The following is a 21671-nucleotide window of genomic DNA, read 5'->3' on the forward strand; positions in this document are numbered from 1 at the left end:
CCTTGGCGGTTCCCAGACTGTATCGGACACTGTGGCCGGCGACCAAATCGGCGCCCTGCAGGGTCCTGATGCATCCGAAGACGCCGACACGGCACCTGCGTCGCTTTGCTGTCCCGGAGACCGGAACAGAGCGCCGCACTTGCCGTGGAGGTTGTATCGCTTCGAATGGTTACCCGGAGTGATCCCGCGATTGCGTTGATCCTGCCTGGTGGGCAACGTCTACAAACTGTACGCGGGGCTGCCCTTCCCGTCAACCTGACCGTGAATGGCAGCCCCGAGCTGGGGTTCAGTCCCCGACTTCGACCGCGCCGAGGGTCCGCTTGCCGCGCCGGAGGACCAGCCAGCGGCCGTGGAGGAGGTCCTCCTTGGTCGGCGCTTCGTCCTCGGCCTCGATCTTGCGGTTGTTCACGTACGCGCCGCCCTCGTTGATGGTGCGGCGGCCGGCGCCGCGGCTGACGACCAGGCCGGTGTCGGCCAGGAGTTGGGCGACGGGCACCAGTTCGGCGGTCTTCGTGCCGGGCAGCTCGGACAGCGCCGCACGCAGGGTGGGCTCGTCGAGCTCGGTCAGGTCGCCCTGCCCGAACAGCGCCTTGGACGCCGCGATCACCTGTGCGGTCGCCTCGGCTCCGTGCACCAGCGTCGTGACCTCCTCGGCGAGCGCCTTCTGCGCCGCGCGCATCTGTGGCTTCTCCATCGTCAGGCGTTCCAACTCCTCGATCTCCTCGCGGGACCGGAAGCTGAAGACCTTCAGGTAGCTGATCACCATCGCGTCTTCGGAGTTCAGGAAGAACTGGTAGAACGCGTACGGCGTCATGAGGTCCCCGGAGAGCCACACTGTGCCGGACTCGGTCTTGCCGAACTTCGTACCGTCCGCCTTAAGCAGCAGCGGTGTCGCCAGTGCGTGTACCGAGACGCCTTCGGCCTTGTGGATCAGGTCGACGCCGGCGGTGATGTTGCCCCACTGGTCGCTGCCACCGGTCTGCAGGGTGCAGCCGTACTGCCGGTACAGCTCCAAGTAGTCCATCCCTTGGAGGACCTGGTAGCTGAACTCCGTGTAGCTGATTCCGGCTTCGGAGTTCAGGCGCGCGCTCACCGCGTCCTTGGAGAGCATCTTCCCGACGCGGAAGTGCTTGCCGATGTCCCGCAGGAAGTCGATCGCGGACATCGGCGCGGTCCAGTCGAGGTTGTTCACCACGCGCGCGGCGTTGGGTCCCTCGAAGGAGATGAAGCGGGAGACCTGGTCACGGATCCGGACGACCCACTCCGCGACCGTCTCCTTGCTGTTCAGCGTGCGCTCGGCGTTCGGCTTGGGATCGCCGATCAGTCCGGTCGAGCCGCCGATCAGGATCAGCGGCGTGTGGCCGGCCTCCTGGAGGCGCCGGGCGGCGATCATCTGGACCAGATTGCCGAAGTGCAGGCTGGGAGCGGTCGGGTCGAAGCCCACATAGAAGATGACCGGTCCGTCGGCGAACGCTTTACGCAGCGCGTCCTCGTCCGTGGACAGGGCCAGCAGCCCGTGCCACTTCAGGTCATCGACGATGTCGGTCACGGTTATCCCTCGCGGTCATCGCTAGTGGATGGATCGGTGTCGGATACCAGCCTGCCGTATCGGACACCGCACAAGCGAACGCGTTCCGGACTCAGGACGGCGTGGCGGACGGCCGCACCCGCGCTTTGTGCGCCTTATATGCGCTGACCGTCCTGTCCCCCTCGATCCAGAAACGCCAAGGGATCTCGGTAGCGGTCGACACTCCGACCCGCGGACCGGTGGCCACAGTGAAGTCCGAGGACTCACGCTCCAGGACCGTCAACGCACCGCCGTCGCACAGGTCGCGACCGTTGTCCTCCCGACCCAGACCGAGCGCCTTGGTGAGCCGCGCCGGACCGCGCGCCAGGTCTCGGTCCGTCGAACCGCTCCGTGCAACGCGTGCCAGATCGACTCCCTCGACGATCTCCCCGGCACGGATAAGGACCGCCGAACACTCCTCGTCAGGACTACAGACGAAGTTGATGCAGTAATGCATGCCGTAGGTGAAGTAGACGTACAAGAACCCGGGAGGCCCGAACATTACTGCGGTCCGCGGAGTCTTCCCTCTATAGCCGTGGGAGGCGGGATCCAACGGACCGGCGTACGCCTCGACCTCGGTAATGCGCAAGACACGACGCCCCTCCGCACTGTCCCGAACCAGCAGACACCCGAGAAGGTCCGGGGCGACGTCCTCAGCAGGACGCGAGAAGAACGAGCGCGGCACGACAGGCATCCCAAGAGTCAATCACGCGACGCCCACAGCCTTCAGCGGAAACCGGGCCCCTCAGCTACCGGTCCCCAGCGCCGAAAGCTCAGCCGCCAGCCCCAACCCGGTCTCCAGGTACGCCACGAAAGACAGGTTGCTCAGCGCCCCAGCCGCACGCCGCCTGCGGATCATCGCTATAGCGTCCGGAGCTGTATAGCCGCACCGTATAAGCACCTCAGCGACAACCAGCCCCGAGCGGTTCATCCCAGCCCGGCACCGCACCAGCACCCGCCGCCCGGCGGCGTAGTCCAGCGCCGCCGACGCCGCGAACTTCTCCACTGCGAAGATCTGTCGCGCAGTCAGCACGTCGTCTGGCACCTCCAGCACATGGTGGTCCACTCCGGTGCCCGGTCCGTACCCCTCCCTGAAGTGCAGGCTATAGACGACGTCGAACTGGTCGGCCACTACAGCCGTAGTCCACTCCCCGTCGCCCGCTATGTACTCGTGGCCGCCCATCCACAGCCGCGGCGCCACCTCCGACCACGGCTCACGCGGGACGTCGTCCCAGTCGCCGTGATCCCGCCCGCGCCCAGTCGTCCGCAAAGCGACTCCCCCTCCGTGAAAGATGCCTCACAGAATGCCGAATGCGTCGCCGAAAGACTACTCTCAGCGACGCATTCGGCGTGAAGTCGTCAGCGCCCGGCCCACTCCCGCTGCTCGGCGACGGCGCCCACCAGCGCCTCCAGCTGCTCGGCGACCCGCTTGGGCGCCGTGCCGCCCCGGCCGTCGCGCGAGGCCAGCGAGCCCTCGACGCTCAAGACCTCCTTGACGTTCGGCGTCAGCAGCGGCGAGATCTCCGCGAGCTGGGCGTCAGTCAGCTCCTCCAGCGTGATGCCGCGCTCCTCGCAGTACCGCACCGAGCCGCCGGCGACCTCGTGCGCGACCCGGAACGGCACGCCCTGCCGCACCAGCCACTCGGCGACGTCCGTGGCCAGCGAGAAGCCCTCCGGCGCCAGCGCCGCCATGCGGTCGCCGTGCACGGTCATCGTCGCGATCATCCCGGTGAACGCCGGCAGCAGGACCTCCAGCGTGTCGACGGAGTCGAACACCGGCTCCTTGTCCTCCTGCAGGTCCCGGTTGTACGCCAGCGGCAGGGCCTTGAGCGTGGCCAGCAGGCCGGTCAGGTTGCCGATCAGCCGGCCGGACTTGCCGCGCGCCAGCTCGGCGATGTCCGGGTTCTTCTTCTGCGGCATGATCGAGGAGCCGGTGGCGAAGGCGTCGTCCAGGGTCACGAAGGAGAACTCCTTCGTGGTCCACAAGATGATCTCCTCGGCGATCCGGGAGACGTCGATCCCGATCATCGCGGTGACGAACGCGAACTCGGCGAACACGTCGCGCGAGGCGGTGCCGTCGATGGAGTTCGCGGCGCTGGCCGAGAAGCCGAGGTCGGCGGCGACCGCCTCGGGGTCCAGCCCGAGGGTCGAGCCGGCCAGCGCGCCGGAGCCGTACGCCGAGACGTCGGCCCGCTTGTCCCAGTCCCGCAGCCGCTCGGCGTCCCGGGACAGCGCCTGGGCGTGGGCCAGCACATGGTGCGCGAACAGCACCGGCTGCGCGTGCTGCAGGTGCGTGCGGCCGGGCATGGCGACGTCCAGGTGCGCCGACGCCTGGTCGATCAGCGCCTGCTGGAGGTCCGCGACCAGCGCGGCGATCTGCCGCGCGTGGTCGCGCAGGAACATCCGGCCGAGGGTGGCGATCTGGTCGTTGCGGCTGCGGCCGGCGCGCAGCCGGCCGCCGAGTTCGGCGCCGACCTTCTCGATCAGGCCGCGCTCCAGCGCGGTGTGGCAGTCCTCGTCGGCGACCGTGGGCAGGAACGCCCCGGAGACCACGTCGGCCTCCAGCGCGTCCAGCCCGGCCAGCATCGCGGCCAGGTCGGTGCCGCTCAGCAGCCCGGCCCGGTTCAGGACGCGGGCGTGGGCCCGCGAGCCGGCCAGGTCGTACCGCGCCAGGCGCCAGTCGAAGTGCACGGACGCAGACAGGGCGGCCAGTGCCTCGGACGGCCCGCCGGAGAAGCGGGAGCCCCAAAGCTGCGACTTCGGTGCCGGGTTGCTCATGTTCCTCGCCGTTTCCATTCAGGTCACTGCGCGCCGCGCAGGTCTCTACGAAAGTCAGTACCCGGCCGAGACCGGGATGTACGAAAAGTCAGAAAGTCAGAAGGTCCGTCAGTCAGTGAGTCACAACGTCAGTTCTCAGCCGCCGCCAGCAGCTTCGCCGCCAGCGCCGTGCCGCCGTCCGGATCGCGGCTGATCAGCAGCACCGTGTCGTCGCCGGCGATGCTGCCCAGGATCTCCGGGATCTGCGCCTTGTCGAAGGCGCTGGCCAGGAACTGCGCCGCGCCCGGAGGCGTGCGCACGACCACCAGGTTCGCCGAGGCCTCGGCGCTGACCAGCAACTCGCCCAGCAGCCGGTGCAGCCGGTGCTCGAACACCGGCTCCGGCTGCGCGGCGACCGGCGTGCGGTCGCCGCCCTCGGCCGGGATCGCGTACACCAGGTTGCTGGCACCGTCGCGCACCCGGACCGCGCCGAGCTCGTCCAGGTCGCGCGACAGCGTGGCCTGGGTGACCGACAGGCCGTCCTCGGCCAGCAGCCGGCCCAGCTCGGCCTGGGAGCGGACGGAGTGCCGCTCCAGCAGCAGAGCGATCCGCTGGTGGCGCGCGGTGCGGGTCTGCGGGACGGTGGCTTCGCTCATAGGGAGGACTCCAACAGAAAAGCTAGCAGGGCCTTCTGCGCGTGGAGCCTGTTCTCCGCCTCGTCCCACACCACGCTCTGCGGGCCGTCGATCACCGAGGCCGCTATCTCATAGCCCCGATACGCCGGGAGGCAGTGAAGGACTATCGCGTCCGGGGCACCGAGCGCCAGCGCGGCCTCGTCGAGAGCGTAGGGCTTGAAGATCTCCACGCGCGCCGCCTTCTCGTCCTCCTGCCCCATCGAGACCCAGGTGTCGGTGACCAGAACGTCGGCTCCGGCGCAGGCCTCGGCGACGTCGGTGGTGACCGCGACCGAGCCGCCGGTGGCGGAGGCGATCCGCTCGGCGTCGGCGACGATGTCCGGCCGCGGCAGATATTCGGCCGGTCCGCAGACGCGCACGTGCATGCCCGCCGTGGCGCCGCCGAGCAGGTAGGAGTTCGCCATGTTGTTGGCGGCGTCGCCGAGGTAGGTCATGGTGAGCCCGGCGAGGTGCCCCTTGTGCTCGCGCACCGTCTGCAGGTCGGCGAGGATCTGGCAGGGGTGGAAGTCGTCGGTCAGGGCGTTGATCACCGGGACCGAGGACGCCGCGGCCAGCTCCTCGATCCGAGCCTGGCTGAAGGTGCGCCAGACGATCGCCGCGACCTGCCGCTCCAGCACCCGCGCGGTGTCGCCGATCTCCTCACCCCGGCCGAGCTGGCTGTTGCCGGAGTCGATGACCAGCGGGTAGCCGCCGAGCTGGGCGATCCCGACGCTGAAGGAGACCCGGGTGCGGGTCGAGGGCTTGTCGAAGATGACGGCGACCGCCAGCGGCCCGGCCAGCACCTGGTGGTCCAGCGGAGCCTTCTTGAACGCGGCGGCCAGGTCCAGGACCCGCTGCTGGTCGGCGGGGCTCAGGTCGTCGTCGCGGAGGAAGTGGCGGACCATGGTTCAGGCGTCCTTCGAAGAAGCGGTGGCGGTGTCGAGCAGGGCGGGCAGCGCGGCCAGGAACTCGTCGGCCTGCGCGGTGGTCAGGATCAGCGGCGGGGCGAGGCGGATGGCGTCGGGAGCCGGGGCGTTGATGATGAATCCGGCGTCCAGCGCGGCCTTGGCCGCCTCGGCGGAGTAGGGACCGTTGAGCATGATCGCCAGCAGCAGTCCCTCGCCGCGCACTCCGGCGACAGCCGGGTGGTTCAGAGCCTTGACGCCGGCGGTCAAGTGCGCGCCGACCGCCCGGACGTTCGCCAGGATGTCGTCGCGCTCGATCGCGTGCAGCACGGCCAGACCCGCCGCACAGGCGACCGGGTTGCCGGCGTAAGTGGAGCCGTGCTGGCCGGGACCGAGCAGCGACGCGGCGCGTCCCAGACCCACACACGCGCCGATCGGCATGCCGCCGCCGAGACCCTTGGCCAGGGTGACCACATCGGGGACCACGCCGGTGCCGCTGTGCCCGAACCACTTGCCGGTGCGGCCGATGCCGGTCTGCACCTCGTCGAGGATCAGCAGCGCGCCGTGCCTCGCGGTGATCTCGCGCGCCGCCCGCAGGTAGCCGGGCGCCGCGGTGATGACGCCCTTCTCCCCCTGGATCGGCTCGACGATGAACGCCGCGGTCTGGTCGTCGATCGCGGCTTCGAGCGCTGCGATGTCGCCGTAGGGCACGAAGGACACGTCCCCCGGCAGCGGCTCGAACGGCTCGCGGATCGCCGCCTTGCCGGTCAGTGCCAGAGCTCCCATGGTCCGGCCGTGGAAGGAGCCCTCGGTGGAGACCATCTTGGTGCGGCCGGTGCGGCGCGCGACCTTGAACGCCGCCTCGTTGGCCTCGGCGCCGGAGTTGCAGAAGAACACCCGGGCGTCGGTGTCGTTGGCCTGCCCCAACAGCTCGACCAGGCGCTCGGCGAGCACGATCTGCGGGGCGGAGGCGAAGAAGTTCGAGATGTGGCCGAGCGTGGTCAGCTGCGTGGTGACGGCCTGCACGATCAGCGGATGCGCGTGCCCGAGGGCGTTGACCGCGATGCCGGCCAGCAGGTCCAGGTAGCGGCGTCCATCGGCGTCCCAGACGTAGACGCCCTCGCCGCGCACCAGCACCTTCTGCGGCGCGCCGAAGGTGTTCATCAGCGCTTCGCTGTAGCGCTCCGTCCAGGCCTGGCCGTATCCGGGCTCGACGACCGGCAAGCCGGTCTCTCCAAACAGCTCAGTCTCGCCGACCGCAGGGTGTTCCTGCCCTGCTTTGCCTGCATTGCCTGATGCGACCACGGCGTTCATGCCGGCACCACCATCGTTCCGATCCCCTCGTCGGTGAAAACCTCCAGCAACAGCGCGTGCGGCACCCGGCCGTCCAGGACGTGCGCGCGCGGCACGCCCCCGCGCACCGCGCGCAGGCAGGCCTCCATCTTCGGCACCATCCCGGCGGACAGCGTCGGCAGCAGCTCGGCGAGCTCGTCGGCGGACAGCCGGCTGATCACCTCGTCGGAGGCCGGCCAGTCGGCGAACAGGCCCTCGACGTCGGTGAGGACCACCAGCTTCTCGGCGCCGAGCCCGACGGCGAGCGCCGCGGCGGCGGTGTCGGCGTTGACGTTGTAGACCCCGGTGCCGTCGGCGGCGCGGGCGATGGAGGACACGACCGGGATGCGGCCGTCGTCCAGCAGGGCGTTGATGGCGCCGGGGTTGACCGCCTCGATGTCGCCGACCCGGCCGATGTCCACGCTCTGGCCGTCGACGACCGCGTGCCGCTTGATCGCCTTGAGCGTGTCGGCGTCCTCGCCGGACATCCCGACGGCGAACGGGCCGTGGGTGTTGATGATCCCGACGATGTCCCGCTGCACCTGGCCGGTGAGCACCATGCGGACCACGTCCATGGTCTCGTCGGTGGTGACCCGCAGCCCGCCGGCGAAGCGGTGCTCGATGCCGAGCCGGTCCAGCTGGGCGTTGATCTGCGGGCCGCCGCCGTGCACGACAACCGGCCGCAGACCGGCGTAGCGCAGGAAGACGATGTCCTTGGCGAACGCCGCCTCCAGCTCCTTGTCGATCATGGCGTTGCCGCCGAACTTCACCACGATGGTCTTGCCGTGCAGGGCCGACAACCAGGGCAGGGCTTCGGTGAGGATGCCGGCCTTGGCCAGGGCGTCGTGCCGGCGCGCGCTGGCGGCGGCGGCGAGGGATTGCGCAGTGCTCATGAGGAGTACGCCGAGTTCTCGTGGACGTACCCGGGCGTCAGGTCGTTGGTCCAGACGGTCGCCGAGGAGGTGCCGGCGGCGAGGTCGACGGTGACCTTGACCTCGCGGCCGGTCAGGTCGACCAGGTCGCGGTCCTCACCGACGCCGCCGTCGCGGCAGACCCAGACGTTGTTGATGGCGACCGAGAGCTGGTCGGGCTCGAACGCCGCGTCGGTGGTCCCGACCGCGGACAGGACCCGACCCCAGTTCGGGTCGTTGCCGTACATCGCGCACTTGAACAGGTTGCTGCGGGTGACAGCCTTGGCGACCTGGACCGCCTCGTCCTCGCTGGCGGCGCGGACGACCTCCACGGCGATGTCCTTGGTCGCGCCTTCAGCGTCGCCGATGAGCTGGCGCGCGAGGTCGGCGCACACCGAGGTGACGGCGGCCTGGAACTCGGCGAGGTCCGGCACGGTCTCGGAGGCACCGGAGGCGAGCAGCAGGACGGTGTCGTTCGTGGACATGCAGCCGTCGGAGTCGACGCGGTCGAAGGTGACCTTCGTGGCGGCGCGCAGCACGGAGTCGAGCACGCCGGCGTCGGCCACCGCGTCGGTGGTCAGCACGACGAGCATCGTGGCCAGACCCGGCGCCAGCATCCCGGCGCCCTTGGCCATGCCGCCGACGGCGTAGCCGGTGCCGCGCGCCTCGGCGGTCTTGGCGACGGTGTCGGTGGTCATGATCGCGGTCGCGGCGGCCGCTCCGCCGTCGGCGGCGAGCGCCCCGGCGGCGGTCTTCAGCCCGGACAGCAGCGCCTCCATCGGCAGCCGGACGCCGATCAGGCCGGTGGAGCACACGGCGACCTCGGCGGCCGAGGCGTCCAGCAGCGCGGCGAGTTCCTCGGCGGTCTTGTGCGTGTCCTGGAAGCCGGCCGGGCCGGTGCAGGCGTTCGCGCCGCCGGAGTTCAGGACCACGGCCTTGACCGCGCCGCTCTTGAGGACCTGCTCGGACCACACGACCGGGGCGGCCTTCACGCGGTTGGAGGTGAAGACGCCGGCGGCGGCGGTCAGCGGACCGTCGTTGACGACCAGCGCGAGGTCCGGGTTCCCGGAGTCCTTGATTCCGGCGGCGATCCCGGAAGCCCGGAAGCCCTTCGCGGAGGTGACACTCATTGTTCGGCTCCCACTCCCATGATGTCCGCGGCGTCCGCGCTGCCGGCGGTCCGGTTCACGGCGCGATCCCGACGGTGCTCAGACCGGCGGGCTCCGGCAGGCCGAGCGCGAGGTTGGCGCACTGCAGGGCGCCGCCGGCGGTGCCCTTGGTGAGGTTGTCGATCGCGCCGACGACGACGGCGCGCCCGGCCGCCTCGTCGAACGCGACCTGGATCTGCACGGTGTTCGCTCCGAGGACCGCGGCCGTCGTGGGCAGCTGCCCCTGCGGCAGGACGGTCACGAACGGCTCGTCGCCGTACGCCTTCAGATAGGCGTCCCGCAGCTGCTCTTCGCCGACGCCCGGCTTCACCTTCGCGGTGCAGGTGGCGAGGATCCCGCGCGGCATGGGGACCAGCAGCGGCGTGAAGGACACGGTCACCGCTTGTCCCGCGACCGCGCCGAGGTTCTGCGCGATCTCCGGGCTGTGCCGGTGGACGCCGCCGATGTTGTACGCGGCGACGTTGCCCATGATCTCCGAGCCGAGCAGGTTCGGCTTCAGGGACTTGCCGGCGCCGGAGGTCCCGGTCGCGGCGACCACGACCACGTCTGGCTCGACCAGCCCGGCGCCGACGGCCGGGGCGAGCGCGAGCGTGGAGACGGTCGGGAAGCATCCGGGGACGGCGACCCGCTTGGCGCCGGTGAGCGCGGCGCGCGCGCCGGGCAGCTCGGGCAGGCCGTAGGGCCAGGTCCCGGCGTGCGGGGAGCCGTAGAACTTCTCCCAGACCCCGGCGTCGGCGAGGCGGTAGTCGGCGCCGCAGTCGACGATCAGGGTGTCCGGTCCCAGCGCTTCGGCGATCGCGGCGGACTGTCCGTGCGGCAGGGCGAGGAAGACGACGTCGTGCCCGGCCAGCGTCTCCGGCGTGGTGTCGGCGACCACGCGGTCGGCCAGCGGCGCCAGATGCGGCTGGTGCTCGCCCAATCGGGTCCCGGCGCTCGTCCCCGCGGTGAGCGCGCCTATTTGGAAGTCTGGATGCCCGAGCAGGAGCCGCAGCAGCTCGCCGCCCGCGTAGCCGGTGGCTCCGGCCACCGCCGCCGTGTAGGTCATGTGCATGAGAATACGGAATACGGAAACTGTATGCAAAGCCTGTCTTGAACCCCGGGACACTTTCGGCACACACCCGGGACACCGTGCGTGAGCGCGCGACGGCCCGAACAAACGTGGCACCACCAGCCTCGGCGGACTGGGGGCGGCACGCGCCGGGAGTGCGCCGATCGGGGGACGCTCCGCCGCCCGGCCGCGTCCCCGAAAGCGTGACGCCGCTGTGGAATTGCCCAGGCCATGTCCGGTCCAATACTGTCCGGTCCCATGTCAGGCACACGGTTCGGCATCCTGGGTCCCCTTCTGGTCGAGGACCCGGCCGGACCGCGTCCCATCGCCGCGGCGCGGCAGCGCGCGGTGCTGGCCGCCCTGCTGCTCACCGCGCCGCGCACGGTCGCCGCCGGCGAGCTGGCCGAGCAGGTCTGGAACCTGGAGCCGCCGGCCGGCGCCGCCGGGACGCTGCACAGCTACCTGAGCCGGCTGCGGGCGGCGCTCGGTCCGCTCGGGGACCGGATCCGCACGCACAGCTCCGGGTACACCGTCGAGCTGCACGACGGCGAGCTGGACATCGAGGTGTTCCGCGCGCTGCGCAACCGCGCGAGGGCGGCGATGACGCGCGGCGACCTGGAGAGCGCGACCGCCTCCTACAGCGAGGCGCTGGCGTTGTGGCGGGGCGCGCCGTTGGCGGATGTGCCGAGCGGACCCTGGCGCGACGATGCCGTCCGCTATTGGGACGAGCAAGAGCTGCAGACGCGCGAGGAGTTGTTCGAGGCCGAGGTCCGGCTCGGGCGGGCGGCGGCGGTTGTGCCACAACTGCGGGTCTTGGTCGCCGAGAACCCCTTCCGGGAGCGTCCCGCCGCGCTGCTGCTCGGCGCCCTGGCGGCGGACGGCAGGCGCGCCGAGGCGCTGGCCGAGTACCAGCGCGTGCGCCGCGTCCTGGTCGAGGAAGCGGGCATCGAGCCGGGCGAGCAGCTGAAGGCCGCCTTCCTGGAGATTCTGCGCGAGGACGACGACCGCCCGGCCGCCCCGCGTCTGCTGCCCGCCGACCTGCCGGACTTCACCGGACGCGAGGACCAGCTCGCCGCTCTCGCGAAGGTGCTCACCGCGCCGGAGCCCGGAAATCCGCCGGCGGTCGTGGTGGTCACCGGTCCCGGCGGGATCGGCAAGACCTCGTTCGCGGTGCGGCTCGGGCAGCGGCTGCGTCCGGACTTCCCGGACGGCCAGGTCTTCGTGCGGCTCGGCGGGCTGCGCGCGCCGCGTCGGCCGACCGAGCTGGTCGCCGAGGTGCTGCGCGCGCTCGGCGTCGCCGAGATCCCGGGCGACCCGGACCGGCGCACGGCGTTGCTGCGCAGCACGCTGGCTGATCGGCGGGTCCTGCTGGTCCTCGACGATGCCACGGACCCGGCGCAGATCCGGCGGCTGCTGCCGGCGAGCGCGCCGGCCGCGGTCGTGGTGACCAGTCGGCGGCGGCTGCCGGGGCTGGCCGGACACGTTCCGGTGGAGCTCGGGCGGCTGTCGGCGGAACAGGCCGCTGCGATGGTGGGGAACATCATCGGCGCCGACCGGACCGCCGCCGAGCCCGAGGCGCTCGCGCGGCTGGTCGAGGCGTGCGGCGGGCTGCCGATCGCGCTGCGGATCTGCGGCGCGCGGCTGGCACTGCGGCGGGGACGGAGCATCGCGTCGCTGGTCGCGCGGCTGGAGGCGGTCGGGAAGCGGCTGGAGGGGATCGACGCGCTGCATCAGGAGGCTGCGGCAGCGAGCGTTGAGGGCGGCGTGGCGCTGCATCAGGAGACTGCGGCGCACAAAGAGGCTGGCGCGCACGAAGAGACTGCGGCGCATGAAGAGGCAGAGCCGGCGGATGTCGCGGGCGGCGTGGCGCTGCGCGAGGAGTCTCCGGCAGCTGATGCCGAGCGGTCTGCGCTGCGCGGGCCGCTGGAGGAGAGCTATCTGGCGCTCAACTACGGCGCGGCGGGTCGTGACGTGGATCTGGCGCGCGCCTTCCGGCTGCTGAGCCTGATCGGCGGCGAGCGGTTCAGCCTGCCGGCGGCCGCGGCGGTGCTGGACGTCGACGAGTTCGACGCCGACTCGGCGGTGGAGCACCTGGTCCAGGTCTCGCTGCTGGAGGCGGCGGCGCCGGACCGGTTCGCGTTCCATCCGCTGATCCAGGAGTTGGCGCGCGAGCACGCCGCGGCGACCGACGCCGACGACGCGCGCTCGGCGGCCGTCGGGCGCTGGACGGCGTGGTGTCTGGCCGGCGCGGCGGCTGCGGACCGATTGTTCGACCCCAACCGACCGAAGCTGGCGTGGGAGGAATGGATTCCGGACGCGTCCCCGGCGCCGTTCGCCGACCGGACCGAAGCCGGGGACTGGTTCGACCGGGAGTCCGCGGGATTGCTCGAGGCCGCTGCCGCCGCCATGGCCCAGGACGACTTCGCGACCGCCGCGGCACTGCCGATGGTGCTGCTGCAAAGCTTCCGAACCCGAGGGCGCGTCGAAGAACTCGAAGAACCGCTGCGGGCCGGCGTCGAGGCGGCGGTGAAGCTCGGCGAGCCGGAGGTGGCCGGCGTGCAGTTGAACAGCCTGGCGATCGTGTACGGCGCGCTCGGGCGGTTCGACGAGGCGATCGCCACGTTCGCCGAGGCGGTGCCGCACTACGAGGCGGCCGGGCTCGCCGAGCGCGTGGCGCAGGCGCGCATCAACGCGGCGATCACGGTGGCGCAGAGCGGCCGGCCCGGCGAGGCGGCCGAGCGACTGACCGCGTCGCTGGCAGAACTGGACGCGCTGCCGACGACGCCTTTCCTGGCCAGCCTGCGGGTGTCGGTGATGCTGGCGCTGACCGAGTCGTTGCGCGACTCCGGACAACCGGAGGCGGCGCTGGAGCTGTATCCGCGGTTGCTCGCCGCCGCCGAGGAGGTCGGGGATACGCCGCGTCTGGCGATCGCCTGGGGCAACCTCGGGAAGCTGCACGCGAAGAACGGTCGCGCCGAGGAGGGCATCCCCTGCATCGACAAGGCTTTGGAGCTCCATCGCTTCATCGGCAACCGGGACGGCGAGGGGTACGCGCTGTGGGCGCTCGGCGAGGCACGGGCTCTGTTGGGGCAGCGTGATCACGCGCGGTGCGCGTGGTCGGAGGCTCGCGAGATCTTCCTGACGCTCGGCCGGCACGGCTATGCCGCCGATCTCGCGGCGTCGATCGCCGAGCTGGACGAGGCGGCGCAGGGCTGAGCGTCGCACGTCAGGCGTCTGGCGTCGCGCATCGCAGGGCTGAACCTCACAAGACTGAGCAACGGCAGGCCGAGCAGCCGGCGCTCCAGTTCGGCCGGCCCCCTCCGACCGGCCGACCAGGTGTCCGTGCGCAGACCGCGGTCTGCCCGCCGCCCCACGGCGGGCAGACCGCGTGCTCAGTCCCCCCTGGGTCCCCCCGGCCCCCGATGCGGATCCGGTGGAACCCCTCCCCTCGCCAGGTCACACCGTGTGTTCCCTGGTTGACACCCATTCTGGGCGAGCGTGCTTGCGTTTGGCTTGCGCGGCGACTGCGGGGCGCAAGACCATCGATGCGCGGGTAGTACTTCGGCACGTCGTCGTCGACCGATGGGATACGTGATGATCATCAGAGTCTGGCGGGGCTGGACCACGCCGGAGAACGCCGACGCCTACGAAGCGCTGCTGCGCGAGGAGATCACCGGGGAGTCCGTCAACGGCGAGCAGACACCGGGGATGCTCGGGATCGACGTGATGCGGCACGACCCTGACGCGGGCGACGGCGTGATCGGCGGCGGCGGCGCGTCATCGGCAGCCGCCGAGGTCGAGTTCAGCACCATCATGTACTTCTTCGACTGGGACGCGGTGCGCGCCTTCGCCGGCGAGGAGGTCTTCACCGCGGTCGTCCCCGACGCCGACCGCGCCCTGTTGACCCGGTGGGACGAGCGGTCACGGCACTATGACCTGCTGTCACGCAACGGGCAGTGGAAAACCCTTGCGGAGGGCTGATCACCGCGCAAAGATCACGACGTATGACTGCGGCATCTGACTCCCCGAAGGCATTGGCACCAGGCGTCGTCCCGCCGGAGACGATCGATCTGGACGGCTACCACCTGCGCCGTGCCACCGCCGAGGACACCGAGGCGCTGCACGAGGCGGTCAAGGCCAGCTTCGCCGAGCTGCACCCGTGGATGCCGTGGTGCACCGAGCCGGTGGAGATCGCTTCGCAGCGGGACTTCATCGAGCGCTCCGAGACCGGCTGGACCGCGCAGACGGCCTTCAACTGGCTGATCATCGACGCCGGCGGCCACCTCATCGGCACCATCGGCCTGATGGACCGGATCGGCCCCGGCGGCCTGGAGATCGGCTACTGGCTGCGCAGCGACGCCACCGGCCGCGGCGTGATGACCCGCGCCGCCGCCCGCGTCACCGACATCGCCCTGGCCCTGCCCGGCGTCGAGCGCGTCGAGATCCACTGCGACGCCGCGAACGTCCGCAGCGCCGCGGTCCCCCGCCGCCTCGGCTACCGCCTGGACCGCGAAGCGCACGCCGAGCCGACCTCGCCCGGGGAGTCGGGGCTGAGTCAGTACTGGGTGACGCCGTGAGGTCCGCGGCACGATGACGCGGGCAGCGGCACGATGATGAGGTCCGCGGCGCGATGACGCGGGCGGCGGCGCCCTAAGCCGCCAGCGCCTCATGCGAGATCCGCGTGAACGACATCCGCCAGTTGTGCACCCAGGTCTGGCCGCCGTCGAAGGAGAACGACTGCTCCCACCGCGCGGTGTCGGCGTCGAAGGCGTCCCAGTCGAGGCGGACCTCGATCGGCGTGCCCTCGAGGGTGTCGGAGCATTCGAAGACGCCGTGCGTGCCGGTCCAGCGGCCCTTGACCGGCGGGTCGAGGCGGCCGGGGGCGATGGTGGAGGCCCACCAGATGCTCCACTGTCCGCTCTCGGGGTCGAACAGGCACAGGGACATGCCCTCGTAGCGGCTGCCGTCCGGCATCTTCTCGATCGTGAGGTTGTCGACGTTGCCCAGGCCGCCGAGGGTCTGGCGCATCCACTGGACGCCTTCGAACTCCACCCACTCGGTGCAGTGCGGGTCGGCCATGGCGACGAGCTTGCGGTGCTCGACCTTCCAGGTCCCGGCCAGGAAGTCGAAGTCGTGGCGGCCGTCGGCGATCGGGTTCTCGGTCGTGGTCATGGCTCCACGATGGACCCCCTTCCCTGACATCTCTTGTCAGTGGTCTCCGCCGGGTTCCGCCGGGTTTCTTGCGCTCGCCCCACGCGGCACCCTATCTTCTCGATGTATCGGGCCGATACATCGACAAGATACAAAGGAGCCTGAGGCATGAGACGGACCAACTACGACACGGAGCAGTATCAGGACTACGCGCGCGGCCGTGCCCTGACGAAGGAGCAGATGGAGGCGTGGATCGGAGCCTTCCGCGCGCTGCTGCCCCAGGGCCGTCCGCTGACCGGTCTGGACGTCGGCTCCGGGACGGGCCGGTTCGCCCCGGCGCTGGCGAGCGCGTTCGGACCGGTGACCGGGATCGAGCCGTCCGACCGGATGCGCGAGGTCGCGCAGTCGCAGTCCCAGCACCCTGACGTCCGGTACCTCGCGGGCTCCGCCGAGGACATCCCGGTGCCGACCGCCGGCGCCGACTACGCCATGCTGCTGCTGTCCTGGCACCACGTCCTGGACAAACCGAGGGCGGCGCGCGAACTCGCCCGGGTCGTCCGGCCCGGCGGACGCCTGATCATCCGGTCCGGCTACGGCGACCAGATGCCGTGGATCTGGTGGCTGGAGCACTTCCCGAACGGCTTCGAGAAGGACGCCGCGCTGTTCCCTCCGCTGCACCAGGTCATCGAGACCTTCAGCACCGCCGGCTGGCGCGTCCGCACCTTCGGACCGTTCACCGAGCCCTCCCCCGGCACCTACGGCGAGATGCTCGACCGGCTGCGGCTGCGCACGCACTCCATCTTCAACCAGTTCACGGCCGAGGAGATGGAGACCGGCTTCGAGCGCCTGGAGCAGGCAGTCGCGGCCGATCCGGACGCCCCGGCGCCCGCCGACCCGGCTCCGCTGCTGAGCTTCGAGCGCCGCTGATAAGACGCTGATAAGACCGCCGACAAGTCACCGACAGGACAGTCGATAAGACAGTTGATGAGCGCAAGGAAGCCGGGTCCCGCTGACAGCAGCGCGACCCGGCTTCCGGTGACCGACCTCAGAGCCCTACGACCGCAGCACCGCCCCGGTCCGCGAAGCCGCCAGCGCCACCGCGCTGTCGCGCGCCGCGGTCGCCTCCTCGGCGGTCAGCGTCCGGTCCGGCGCGCGGAACCGCAGCGCGAAGGCCAGCGACTTGCGTCCCTCGCCGATGCGCTCGCCGGTGTACACGTCGAACAGCCGCACCGACTCCAGCAGCGCGCCGGCGCCCTCGCGCAGCGCCGCCTCGACGGTGTGCTCGGCGATCCCGGCGTCCACGACCAGCGCGACGTCCTGGGTGGCGACCGGCATCGAGGAGATCCTCGGCGCCTGCGTCAGGACCTCCTCGGCCGGGATCATCCGGTCCAGCTCCAGCTCCATCGCGGCGGTGCGCGGCGGCAGCCCCAGCTCGGCGACGACCCGCGGGTGCAGCTCGCCGGCGTGGCCGACCAGGCGGCCGCCTCTCCCCAGGCGCGCGCAGCGCCCCGGGTGCCAGGGCTCGTGCTGGTCCTGTGTGACCTCCAGCTCGACCCGGCACGCGTCGGCGATGATCCGCGCCGCCTCGACCGCGTCCTGCCAGCCGGCCGGACGCCCGGCGCCCCACCAGCCGGCGGGCTCGCGCAGACCGGAGAGCACCACCGCGACGCGGCGCGGCTGCAGCGGCAGCGCGGCGTCGAGCGAGGCGAGCTCCTCGTCCGTCGGGCGGCGCTCGACCGTCAGACGCGGCGCGACAGGCGCCGCGTCCTTGCGCGGCCGGAACACCAGACCCTGCTCGAACAGCGCCAGGTCCGCCGAACCCCGGCCGACGTTGCGCCGCAGCGCCGCCAGCAGCCCGGGCAGCAGCGTCGTGCGCATCGACGGCTGCTCCTCGGAGATCGGGTTCGCCAGCACGACGGTGGAGCGCCGCGGGTCGTTCTCGGGCAGCCCGAGCGCGTCCAGATCGGCCTGCCCCAGGAACGGATAGGCGATCACCTCGGAGTAGCCGGCCGAGGCCAGCGCGGTGCCGACCCGGCGGCGGATGCGCTGCTGATGCGTGTAGCCGGTGCCGGCGGCGGCCTTGGGCAGCGTGGAGGGCAGCCGGTCGAAGCCCTCCAGCCGGATCACCTCCTCGGCCAGGTCGCTCGGGTCGCGCAGGTCCGGACGCCAGCTCGGCGGGGTGACCACGAGCCCGTCGTCGCCGGCGGCGGCCAGATCGCAGCCGACCTGGCGCAGCCGGTGCTCGGTCTCCTCGCGGGTGTACTCGACCCCTGCGACGCGGCCCGGGTACGTCCACGGGATCGTGATCGGCGCCGGGCGCCTCGCCTCGCCGACCACCGTCACGCCGCCCTCGAGCGCCGTGCCGCCGGCCAGCTCGACGAGCAGGTCGGCCACGCGCTGCGCCGCGGCGGCCGCGGCCTGCGGGTCGGTGCCGCGCTCGAAGCGTTTGGAGGCCTCGGAGAACAGCTTGTGCCGCCGTGCGGTCCGCGCGATCGAGGTGGCCTCGAAGTGCGCGGCCTCGACGACGACCTCGGTGGAGCCGTCATGGATCTCGGTGGACGCCCCGCCCATCACGCCGGCCAGCCCGATCGGCCCGGAGTCGTCGACGATCAGCAGGTCGGAGGGCTCCAGCCGGCGCTTGGCGCCGTCGAGCGTCTCCAGCACCTCGCCGACGGCCGCGCGCCGCACCACGATCGGCCCGGACAGCCGCTGCCGGTCGTAGGTGTGGATCGGCTGGCCCAGCTCCAGCATCACGTAGTTGGCGATGTCGACGATCAGCGAGATCGGCCGCATCCCCGACATCTGCAGCCGCCGCTGCATCCACAGCGGGGACGGCGCCTGCGGGTCGATGCCGGTGACGGTTTGCGCCACGAACACGTCGCAGCCGACCGGGTCCTCCACGACCACCGGGTGCCCGGCCGGGCCGGGCGCGGGCACCTCGATCGCCGCCGGGTCCTGGAACGGGACGTCGAACCCGGTCGCCGCCTCCCGCGCGATCCCGCGCAGGGACAGCGTGTAACCGCGGTCGGGGGTGACCTCGAATTCGATGACCTCGTCGTCCAGCCCGAGGTAGGCGATCGCGTCCACGCCGACCGGCGATTCGGCCGGCAGCACGATGATGCCGTCGTGATCCTCGCCCATGCCCAGCTCGCGCGCCGAGCAGATCATGCCGTTGGAGTCGCGGCCATAGGTCTTGCGCGCGGCGATGCGGAAGTCGCCGGGCAGCACCGCGCCGGGCAGCGCCACGACCACGTGGTCGCCGACCGCGAAGTTGCGGGCGCCGCAGACGATCAGCTGCGGGTCGGCGGCCGAACCCGGACCCTCGGCGGCGGCGGTGACGACGACCTGGCAGTGCCGGATCGGCTTCTTGAAGCCGGTCAGCTCCTCGATCGCGGCGACCTTGCCGACGACCAGCGGCCCGGTCAGGCCCTCGCCGACCCGCGCGATGGTCTCCAGCTTGCCGCCGCCGGTCCGGGTCAGCTTGTCCGCGACCGCGAAGGCGGTGGTCCCGTCCGGCAGCGTGAGGTAGTCCTGCAGCCAGGAGTAGGGGACATGCATCAGATCTCCATCCCGAACGGGAGCGTGAAGCGCACGTCTCCCTCGATCATGTCCCGCATGTCCTGGACGTTGTTCAGGAACATCAGGCTCCGCTCAAGACCCATCCCGAAGGCGAACCCGCTGTAGCGCTCGGGGTCCACGCCGCACGCGATCAGCACGCGCGGGTTGACCATCCCGCAGCCGCCCCACTCGATCCAGCCCTCCGAGCCGCAGGTGCGGCACGGGTTCTCCGGGTCGCCCACCGAGGCGCCCTTGCAGACGAAGCACTGCAGGTCGACCTCGGCCGAGGGCTCGGTGAACGGGAAGAAGTGCGGACGCAGCCGGGTCACCACACCGTCGCCGAACATCGCCGTGGCCCAGTGGTCCAGCGTGCCCTTCAGGTCGCCCATCGTCAGGCCCTCGTCAACAGCCAGACCCTCGATCTGGCTGAACACGGGGGTGTGCGTGGCGTCCAGCTCGTCGGTGCGGTAGGTGCGGCCCGGCGAGACGGCGTAGACCGGCGCGCCCTGCGCCAGAAGCGTGCGCGCCTGGACCGGCGAGGTGTGGGTGCGCAGGACCAGCCCGCTGACCGCGCCCTCTGTGTCCTGGTCCTGGTCCTGGCCCTTGCCGGCGACGAAGAACGTGTCCTGCAAGTCCCGCACCGGGTGGTCCGGCGGGAAGTTGAGCGCGTCGAAGTTGTACCACTCGGCCTCGACCTCGGGACCGTCCACCACCTGGTAGCCCATGGCCACGAAGATGTCCGCGATCCGCTCCTGGATCGTGGTCAGCGGGTGCCGGGCGCCGCGCGGGGCGCGGTCCCAGGGCAGCGTGACGTCCACGGCCTCCTCGACCAGGACCCGCGCGTCGCGCTCGGTCTCCAGCGCCTCCTGGCGCGCGGCCAGCGCGGCCTTCACCGCGCCGCGGGCCTCGCCGATGCGCTTGCCGACTTCGGCCCGGGCGGCCGGCGGCAGCGCGCCGATCTCCCGGTTGGCCAGCGCCAGCGGCGCGCGGTCGCCGGCCACGGCGATCTTCACCTGGTGCAGGGCGTCCAGCGACGCCGCGGCGGCGATCGCGGCCAGCGCGTCGGCCCGGTGGCGGGCGACCTCGTCGGGCTTCACCGCCTCGACTTCCACCGGGTCGTACGACTTGTTCGGTGCCGACATGTTGTTGTTTTCTCCATGGATTAATGGCCCCGCGAGCTCGGCGGGGTTCACCAGCCGAGTCTAAAGGGGTCACGGAACAAACAGAGATCGCGCCCACGCGGGGGCGCCAGAACAAGCCCGCGCGTCGGGTCAGGCCTGAGCCGCCCTACGCGACGGGCAACGTAAATCGGAAGCGAGCGCCGCCGTCGGCGCCGTTGCCGACGGACACCAGGCCGCCGTGCGCTTCCACCAGACCCTTGACGATCGACAGGCCGAGGCCGGTCCCGCCACGACGGCCACCCCGCCAGAAGCGGGTGAAGACGCGCGTGAGCTGGTCATCCGGGATCCCGGGACCTTGATCGCTCACCGCAACCGCCACGCTCGACACACCTTCAGTATGGAGACTGTCCGGGCGGAACCGGTCGTCCTCAGCCCGTGCCTCAATAGTGACAGTACCTCCGCCGTGCCGCACCGCGTTTTCCAAAAGATTAGCCAGGACTTGACGCAGTTTGTCCGGGTCAGCCGCCACCGGCGGCAGTCCGCGCGGGATCCGGATCCGGAACGTCTCCTCCGGCACGCCCTGAGCCACGCACGCGCGCACCTGATCGGTGATCAGTCCGCGCAGGTCGACCGGGATCCGGTGCAGCTCCATCCGGCCGGAGTCCAGGCGCGCCACGTCCAGCAGCTCGGCGATCAGGCGCACGACCCGGTCGGCGTCGGCGTCGACAGTCTGGAGCATCATCCGCTTCTGGTCGTCGGTGAACCGGTCCCAGCGCGCCAGCAGGGTCGCGGTGAAACCCTTCACGCTGGTCAGCGGGGAGCGCAGCTCGTGCGCGACGGTCGCGATCAGGTCGGACTGCCGGCGCTCCCGGCGGCGCCGGGCCTGCGTGCCGCGCAGCGCCACGACCAGGCCGGTGACCGGGGTCGAGCGGCCGTCGCGGCGCTGGTAGCGCGCGGTGACCAGCAGTTCGGTGCCGGCCTCGGGGTCGTCCTTCCCGGGGTCTTCCGGCAGGAACAGCTGCGCCTCGCGATGCCCGGTCCGTATGCTCAAGCCGCCATAGGGGTCGGTCAGACCCCACCAGTCGCGGCCGTCGACCGTGCGGAGCGGTAACACCTCGTCGAACGGACGGCCCAGGGCGCTGTCGGCGGGGATGCCGGTGAGCGTCACGGCGGCCCGGTTGAAGACCCGGACCAGACCCTCGCTGTCGGCGGCGACGAAGCCGTCGGGCAGGTCGTCGGCGACCAGCAGGCCGTCGAGGGCGCCGGCGAACAGCCGCATGCCGGATCGCGCCCCGCGTGCCCCGACCGAAACGGTCACCTGACGAATCCTCCTCACCTGCCCACTCGTCGCGCTGTGCGCCTTCGGCGTCACCTTCCGTTGATCCGCCAGACCCATCGTTCCGCTCGGACGGATCACCGACCACGGTGGCGAACCATTCGCCACCCTGACCGCCTGCGGACTCCGAGCGGACTCGCGC

At 71.3% G+C, this 21671-nt stretch carries 18 protein-coding genes; 4 read left to right on the top strand and 14 right to left on the bottom strand.

Annotated elements, in window-relative coordinates; all coding sequences use genetic code 11:
* Positions 1 to 286: 286 nt before the first annotated feature.
* From tyrS to argC, 10 genes are all read right to left on the bottom strand, one after another.
* Positions 287 to 1549 (bottom strand): tyrosine--tRNA ligase, encoded by a 1263-nt coding sequence (gene tyrS / locus CACI_RS27040; RefSeq protein ID WP_015794050.1) that lies wholly within the window; start codon positions 1547 to 1549, stop codon positions 287 to 289.
* 91 nt (positions 1550 to 1640) lie between these two features.
* Positions 1641 to 2261, bottom strand: coding sequence for a DNA-3-methyladenine glycosylase (locus tag CACI_RS27045; RefSeq protein ID WP_015794051.1), 621 nt, complete (start codon positions 2259 to 2261; stop codon positions 1641 to 1643).
* A 51-nt stretch (positions 2262 to 2312) separates the two neighbouring features.
* A complete protein-coding gene (locus CACI_RS27050) occupies positions 2313 to 2837 on the bottom strand; it encodes a protein-tyrosine phosphatase family protein (protein ID WP_015794052.1) in 525 nt (174 codons plus the stop codon).
* An 89-nt stretch (positions 2838 to 2926) separates the two neighbouring features.
* Complete coding sequence (gene argH, locus CACI_RS27055; RefSeq protein WP_015794053.1) at positions 2927 to 4345, bottom strand: argininosuccinate lyase; 1419 nt, start codon at positions 4343 to 4345, stop codon at positions 2927 to 2929.
* A gap of 128 nt (positions 4346 to 4473) precedes the next feature.
* Positions 4474 to 4980 carry an arginine repressor gene (locus tag CACI_RS27060; protein WP_015794054.1) on the bottom strand — a complete coding sequence of 169 codons (507 nt, stop codon included), beginning with the start codon at positions 4978 to 4980 and terminating at the stop codon, positions 4474 to 4476.
* A complete protein-coding gene (gene argF, locus CACI_RS27065; RefSeq protein ID WP_015794055.1) occupies positions 4977 to 5903 on the bottom strand; it encodes an ornithine carbamoyltransferase in 927 nt (308 codons plus the stop codon). Before argF ends, CACI_RS27060 begins: the two co-directional genes overlap by 4 nt.
* Before the next feature lie 3 nt (positions 5904 to 5906).
* Complete coding sequence (locus CACI_RS27070; RefSeq protein ID WP_015794056.1) at positions 5907 to 7217, bottom strand: acetylornithine transaminase; 1311 nt, start codon at positions 7215 to 7217, stop codon at positions 5907 to 5909.
* Complete coding sequence (argB, locus tag CACI_RS27075) at positions 7214 to 8128, bottom strand: acetylglutamate kinase (protein ID WP_015794057.1); 915 nt, start codon at positions 8126 to 8128, stop codon at positions 7214 to 7216. The genes CACI_RS27070 and argB overlap by 4 nt, the downstream gene beginning before the upstream one ends.
* Positions 8125 to 9276, bottom strand: a complete 1152-nt coding sequence (gene argJ, locus CACI_RS27080) for a bifunctional glutamate N-acetyltransferase/amino-acid acetyltransferase ArgJ (RefSeq protein ID WP_015794058.1) — start codon at positions 9274 to 9276, stop codon at positions 8125 to 8127. The genes argB and argJ overlap by 4 nt, the downstream gene beginning before the upstream one ends.
* Positions 9277 to 9331: 55 nt before the next feature.
* The gene (argC, locus tag CACI_RS27085) at positions 9332 to 10360 is read right to left on the bottom strand and encodes an N-acetyl-gamma-glutamyl-phosphate reductase (RefSeq protein ID WP_041542510.1); all 1029 of its coding nucleotides are present in this window, start codon (positions 10358 to 10360) and stop codon (positions 9332 to 9334) included.
* A 261-nt stretch (positions 10361 to 10621) separates the two neighbouring features.
* On the opposite strand from argC, the gene CACI_RS46105 reads away from it, so the two are divergent.
* The 3 genes from CACI_RS46105 (at position 10622) to CACI_RS27100 (ending at position 14940) form a co-directional block, all read left to right on the top strand.
* Positions 10622 to 13579: an AfsR/SARP family transcriptional regulator gene (locus CACI_RS46105; RefSeq protein WP_190276635.1), complete on the top strand. Its 2958-nt coding sequence runs from the start codon at positions 10622 to 10624 to the stop codon at positions 13577 to 13579.
* Positions 13580 to 13957: 378 nt separating this feature from the next.
* A complete protein-coding gene (locus CACI_RS27095; protein ID WP_015794061.1) occupies positions 13958 to 14344 on the top strand; it encodes a hypothetical protein in 387 nt (128 codons plus the stop codon).
* Positions 14345 to 14367: 23 nt separating this feature from the next.
* Complete coding sequence (locus CACI_RS27100; protein ID WP_015794062.1) at positions 14368 to 14940, top strand: GNAT family N-acetyltransferase; 573 nt, start codon at positions 14368 to 14370, stop codon at positions 14938 to 14940.
* Positions 14941 to 15013: 73 nt separating this feature from the next.
* Here CACI_RS27100 and CACI_RS27105 read toward each other — a convergent pair whose 3' ends face one another.
* Positions 15014 to 15535 carry a hypothetical protein gene (locus CACI_RS27105; protein ID WP_015794063.1) on the bottom strand — a complete coding sequence of 174 codons (522 nt, stop codon included), beginning with the start codon at positions 15533 to 15535 and terminating at the stop codon, positions 15014 to 15016.
* 147 nt (positions 15536 to 15682) lie between these two features.
* Between CACI_RS27105 and CACI_RS27110 the strand changes: the two genes are divergently transcribed.
* On the top strand, positions 15683 to 16441 hold the full coding sequence (locus tag CACI_RS27110) for a class I SAM-dependent methyltransferase (protein ID WP_015794064.1): 759 nt from the start codon (positions 15683 to 15685) through the stop codon (positions 16439 to 16441).
* A gap of 126 nt (positions 16442 to 16567) precedes the next feature.
* On the opposite strand, the gene pheT is transcribed toward CACI_RS27110, so the two are convergent.
* From pheT to CACI_RS27125, 3 genes are all read right to left on the bottom strand, one after another.
* Positions 16568 to 19072, bottom strand: coding sequence for a phenylalanine--tRNA ligase subunit beta (pheT, locus tag CACI_RS27115; RefSeq protein ID WP_015794065.1), 2505 nt, complete (start codon positions 19070 to 19072; stop codon positions 16568 to 16570).
* Positions 19072 to 20214, bottom strand: a complete 1143-nt coding sequence (pheS, locus tag CACI_RS27120) for a phenylalanine--tRNA ligase subunit alpha (RefSeq protein WP_015794066.1) — start codon at positions 20212 to 20214, stop codon at positions 19072 to 19074. The genes pheT and pheS overlap by 1 nt, the downstream gene beginning before the upstream one ends.
* 145 nt (positions 20215 to 20359) lie before the next feature.
* Complete coding sequence (locus CACI_RS27125) at positions 20360 to 21472, bottom strand: sensor histidine kinase (protein WP_041540484.1); 1113 nt, start codon at positions 21470 to 21472, stop codon at positions 20360 to 20362.
* Positions 21473 to 21671: the final 199 nt, after the last annotated feature.

Origin of the sequence: Catenulispora acidiphila DSM 44928 (assembly GCF_000024025.1) — a bacterium.
Lineage (GTDB): Bacteria > Actinomycetota > Actinomycetes > Streptomycetales > Catenulisporaceae > Catenulispora > Catenulispora acidiphila.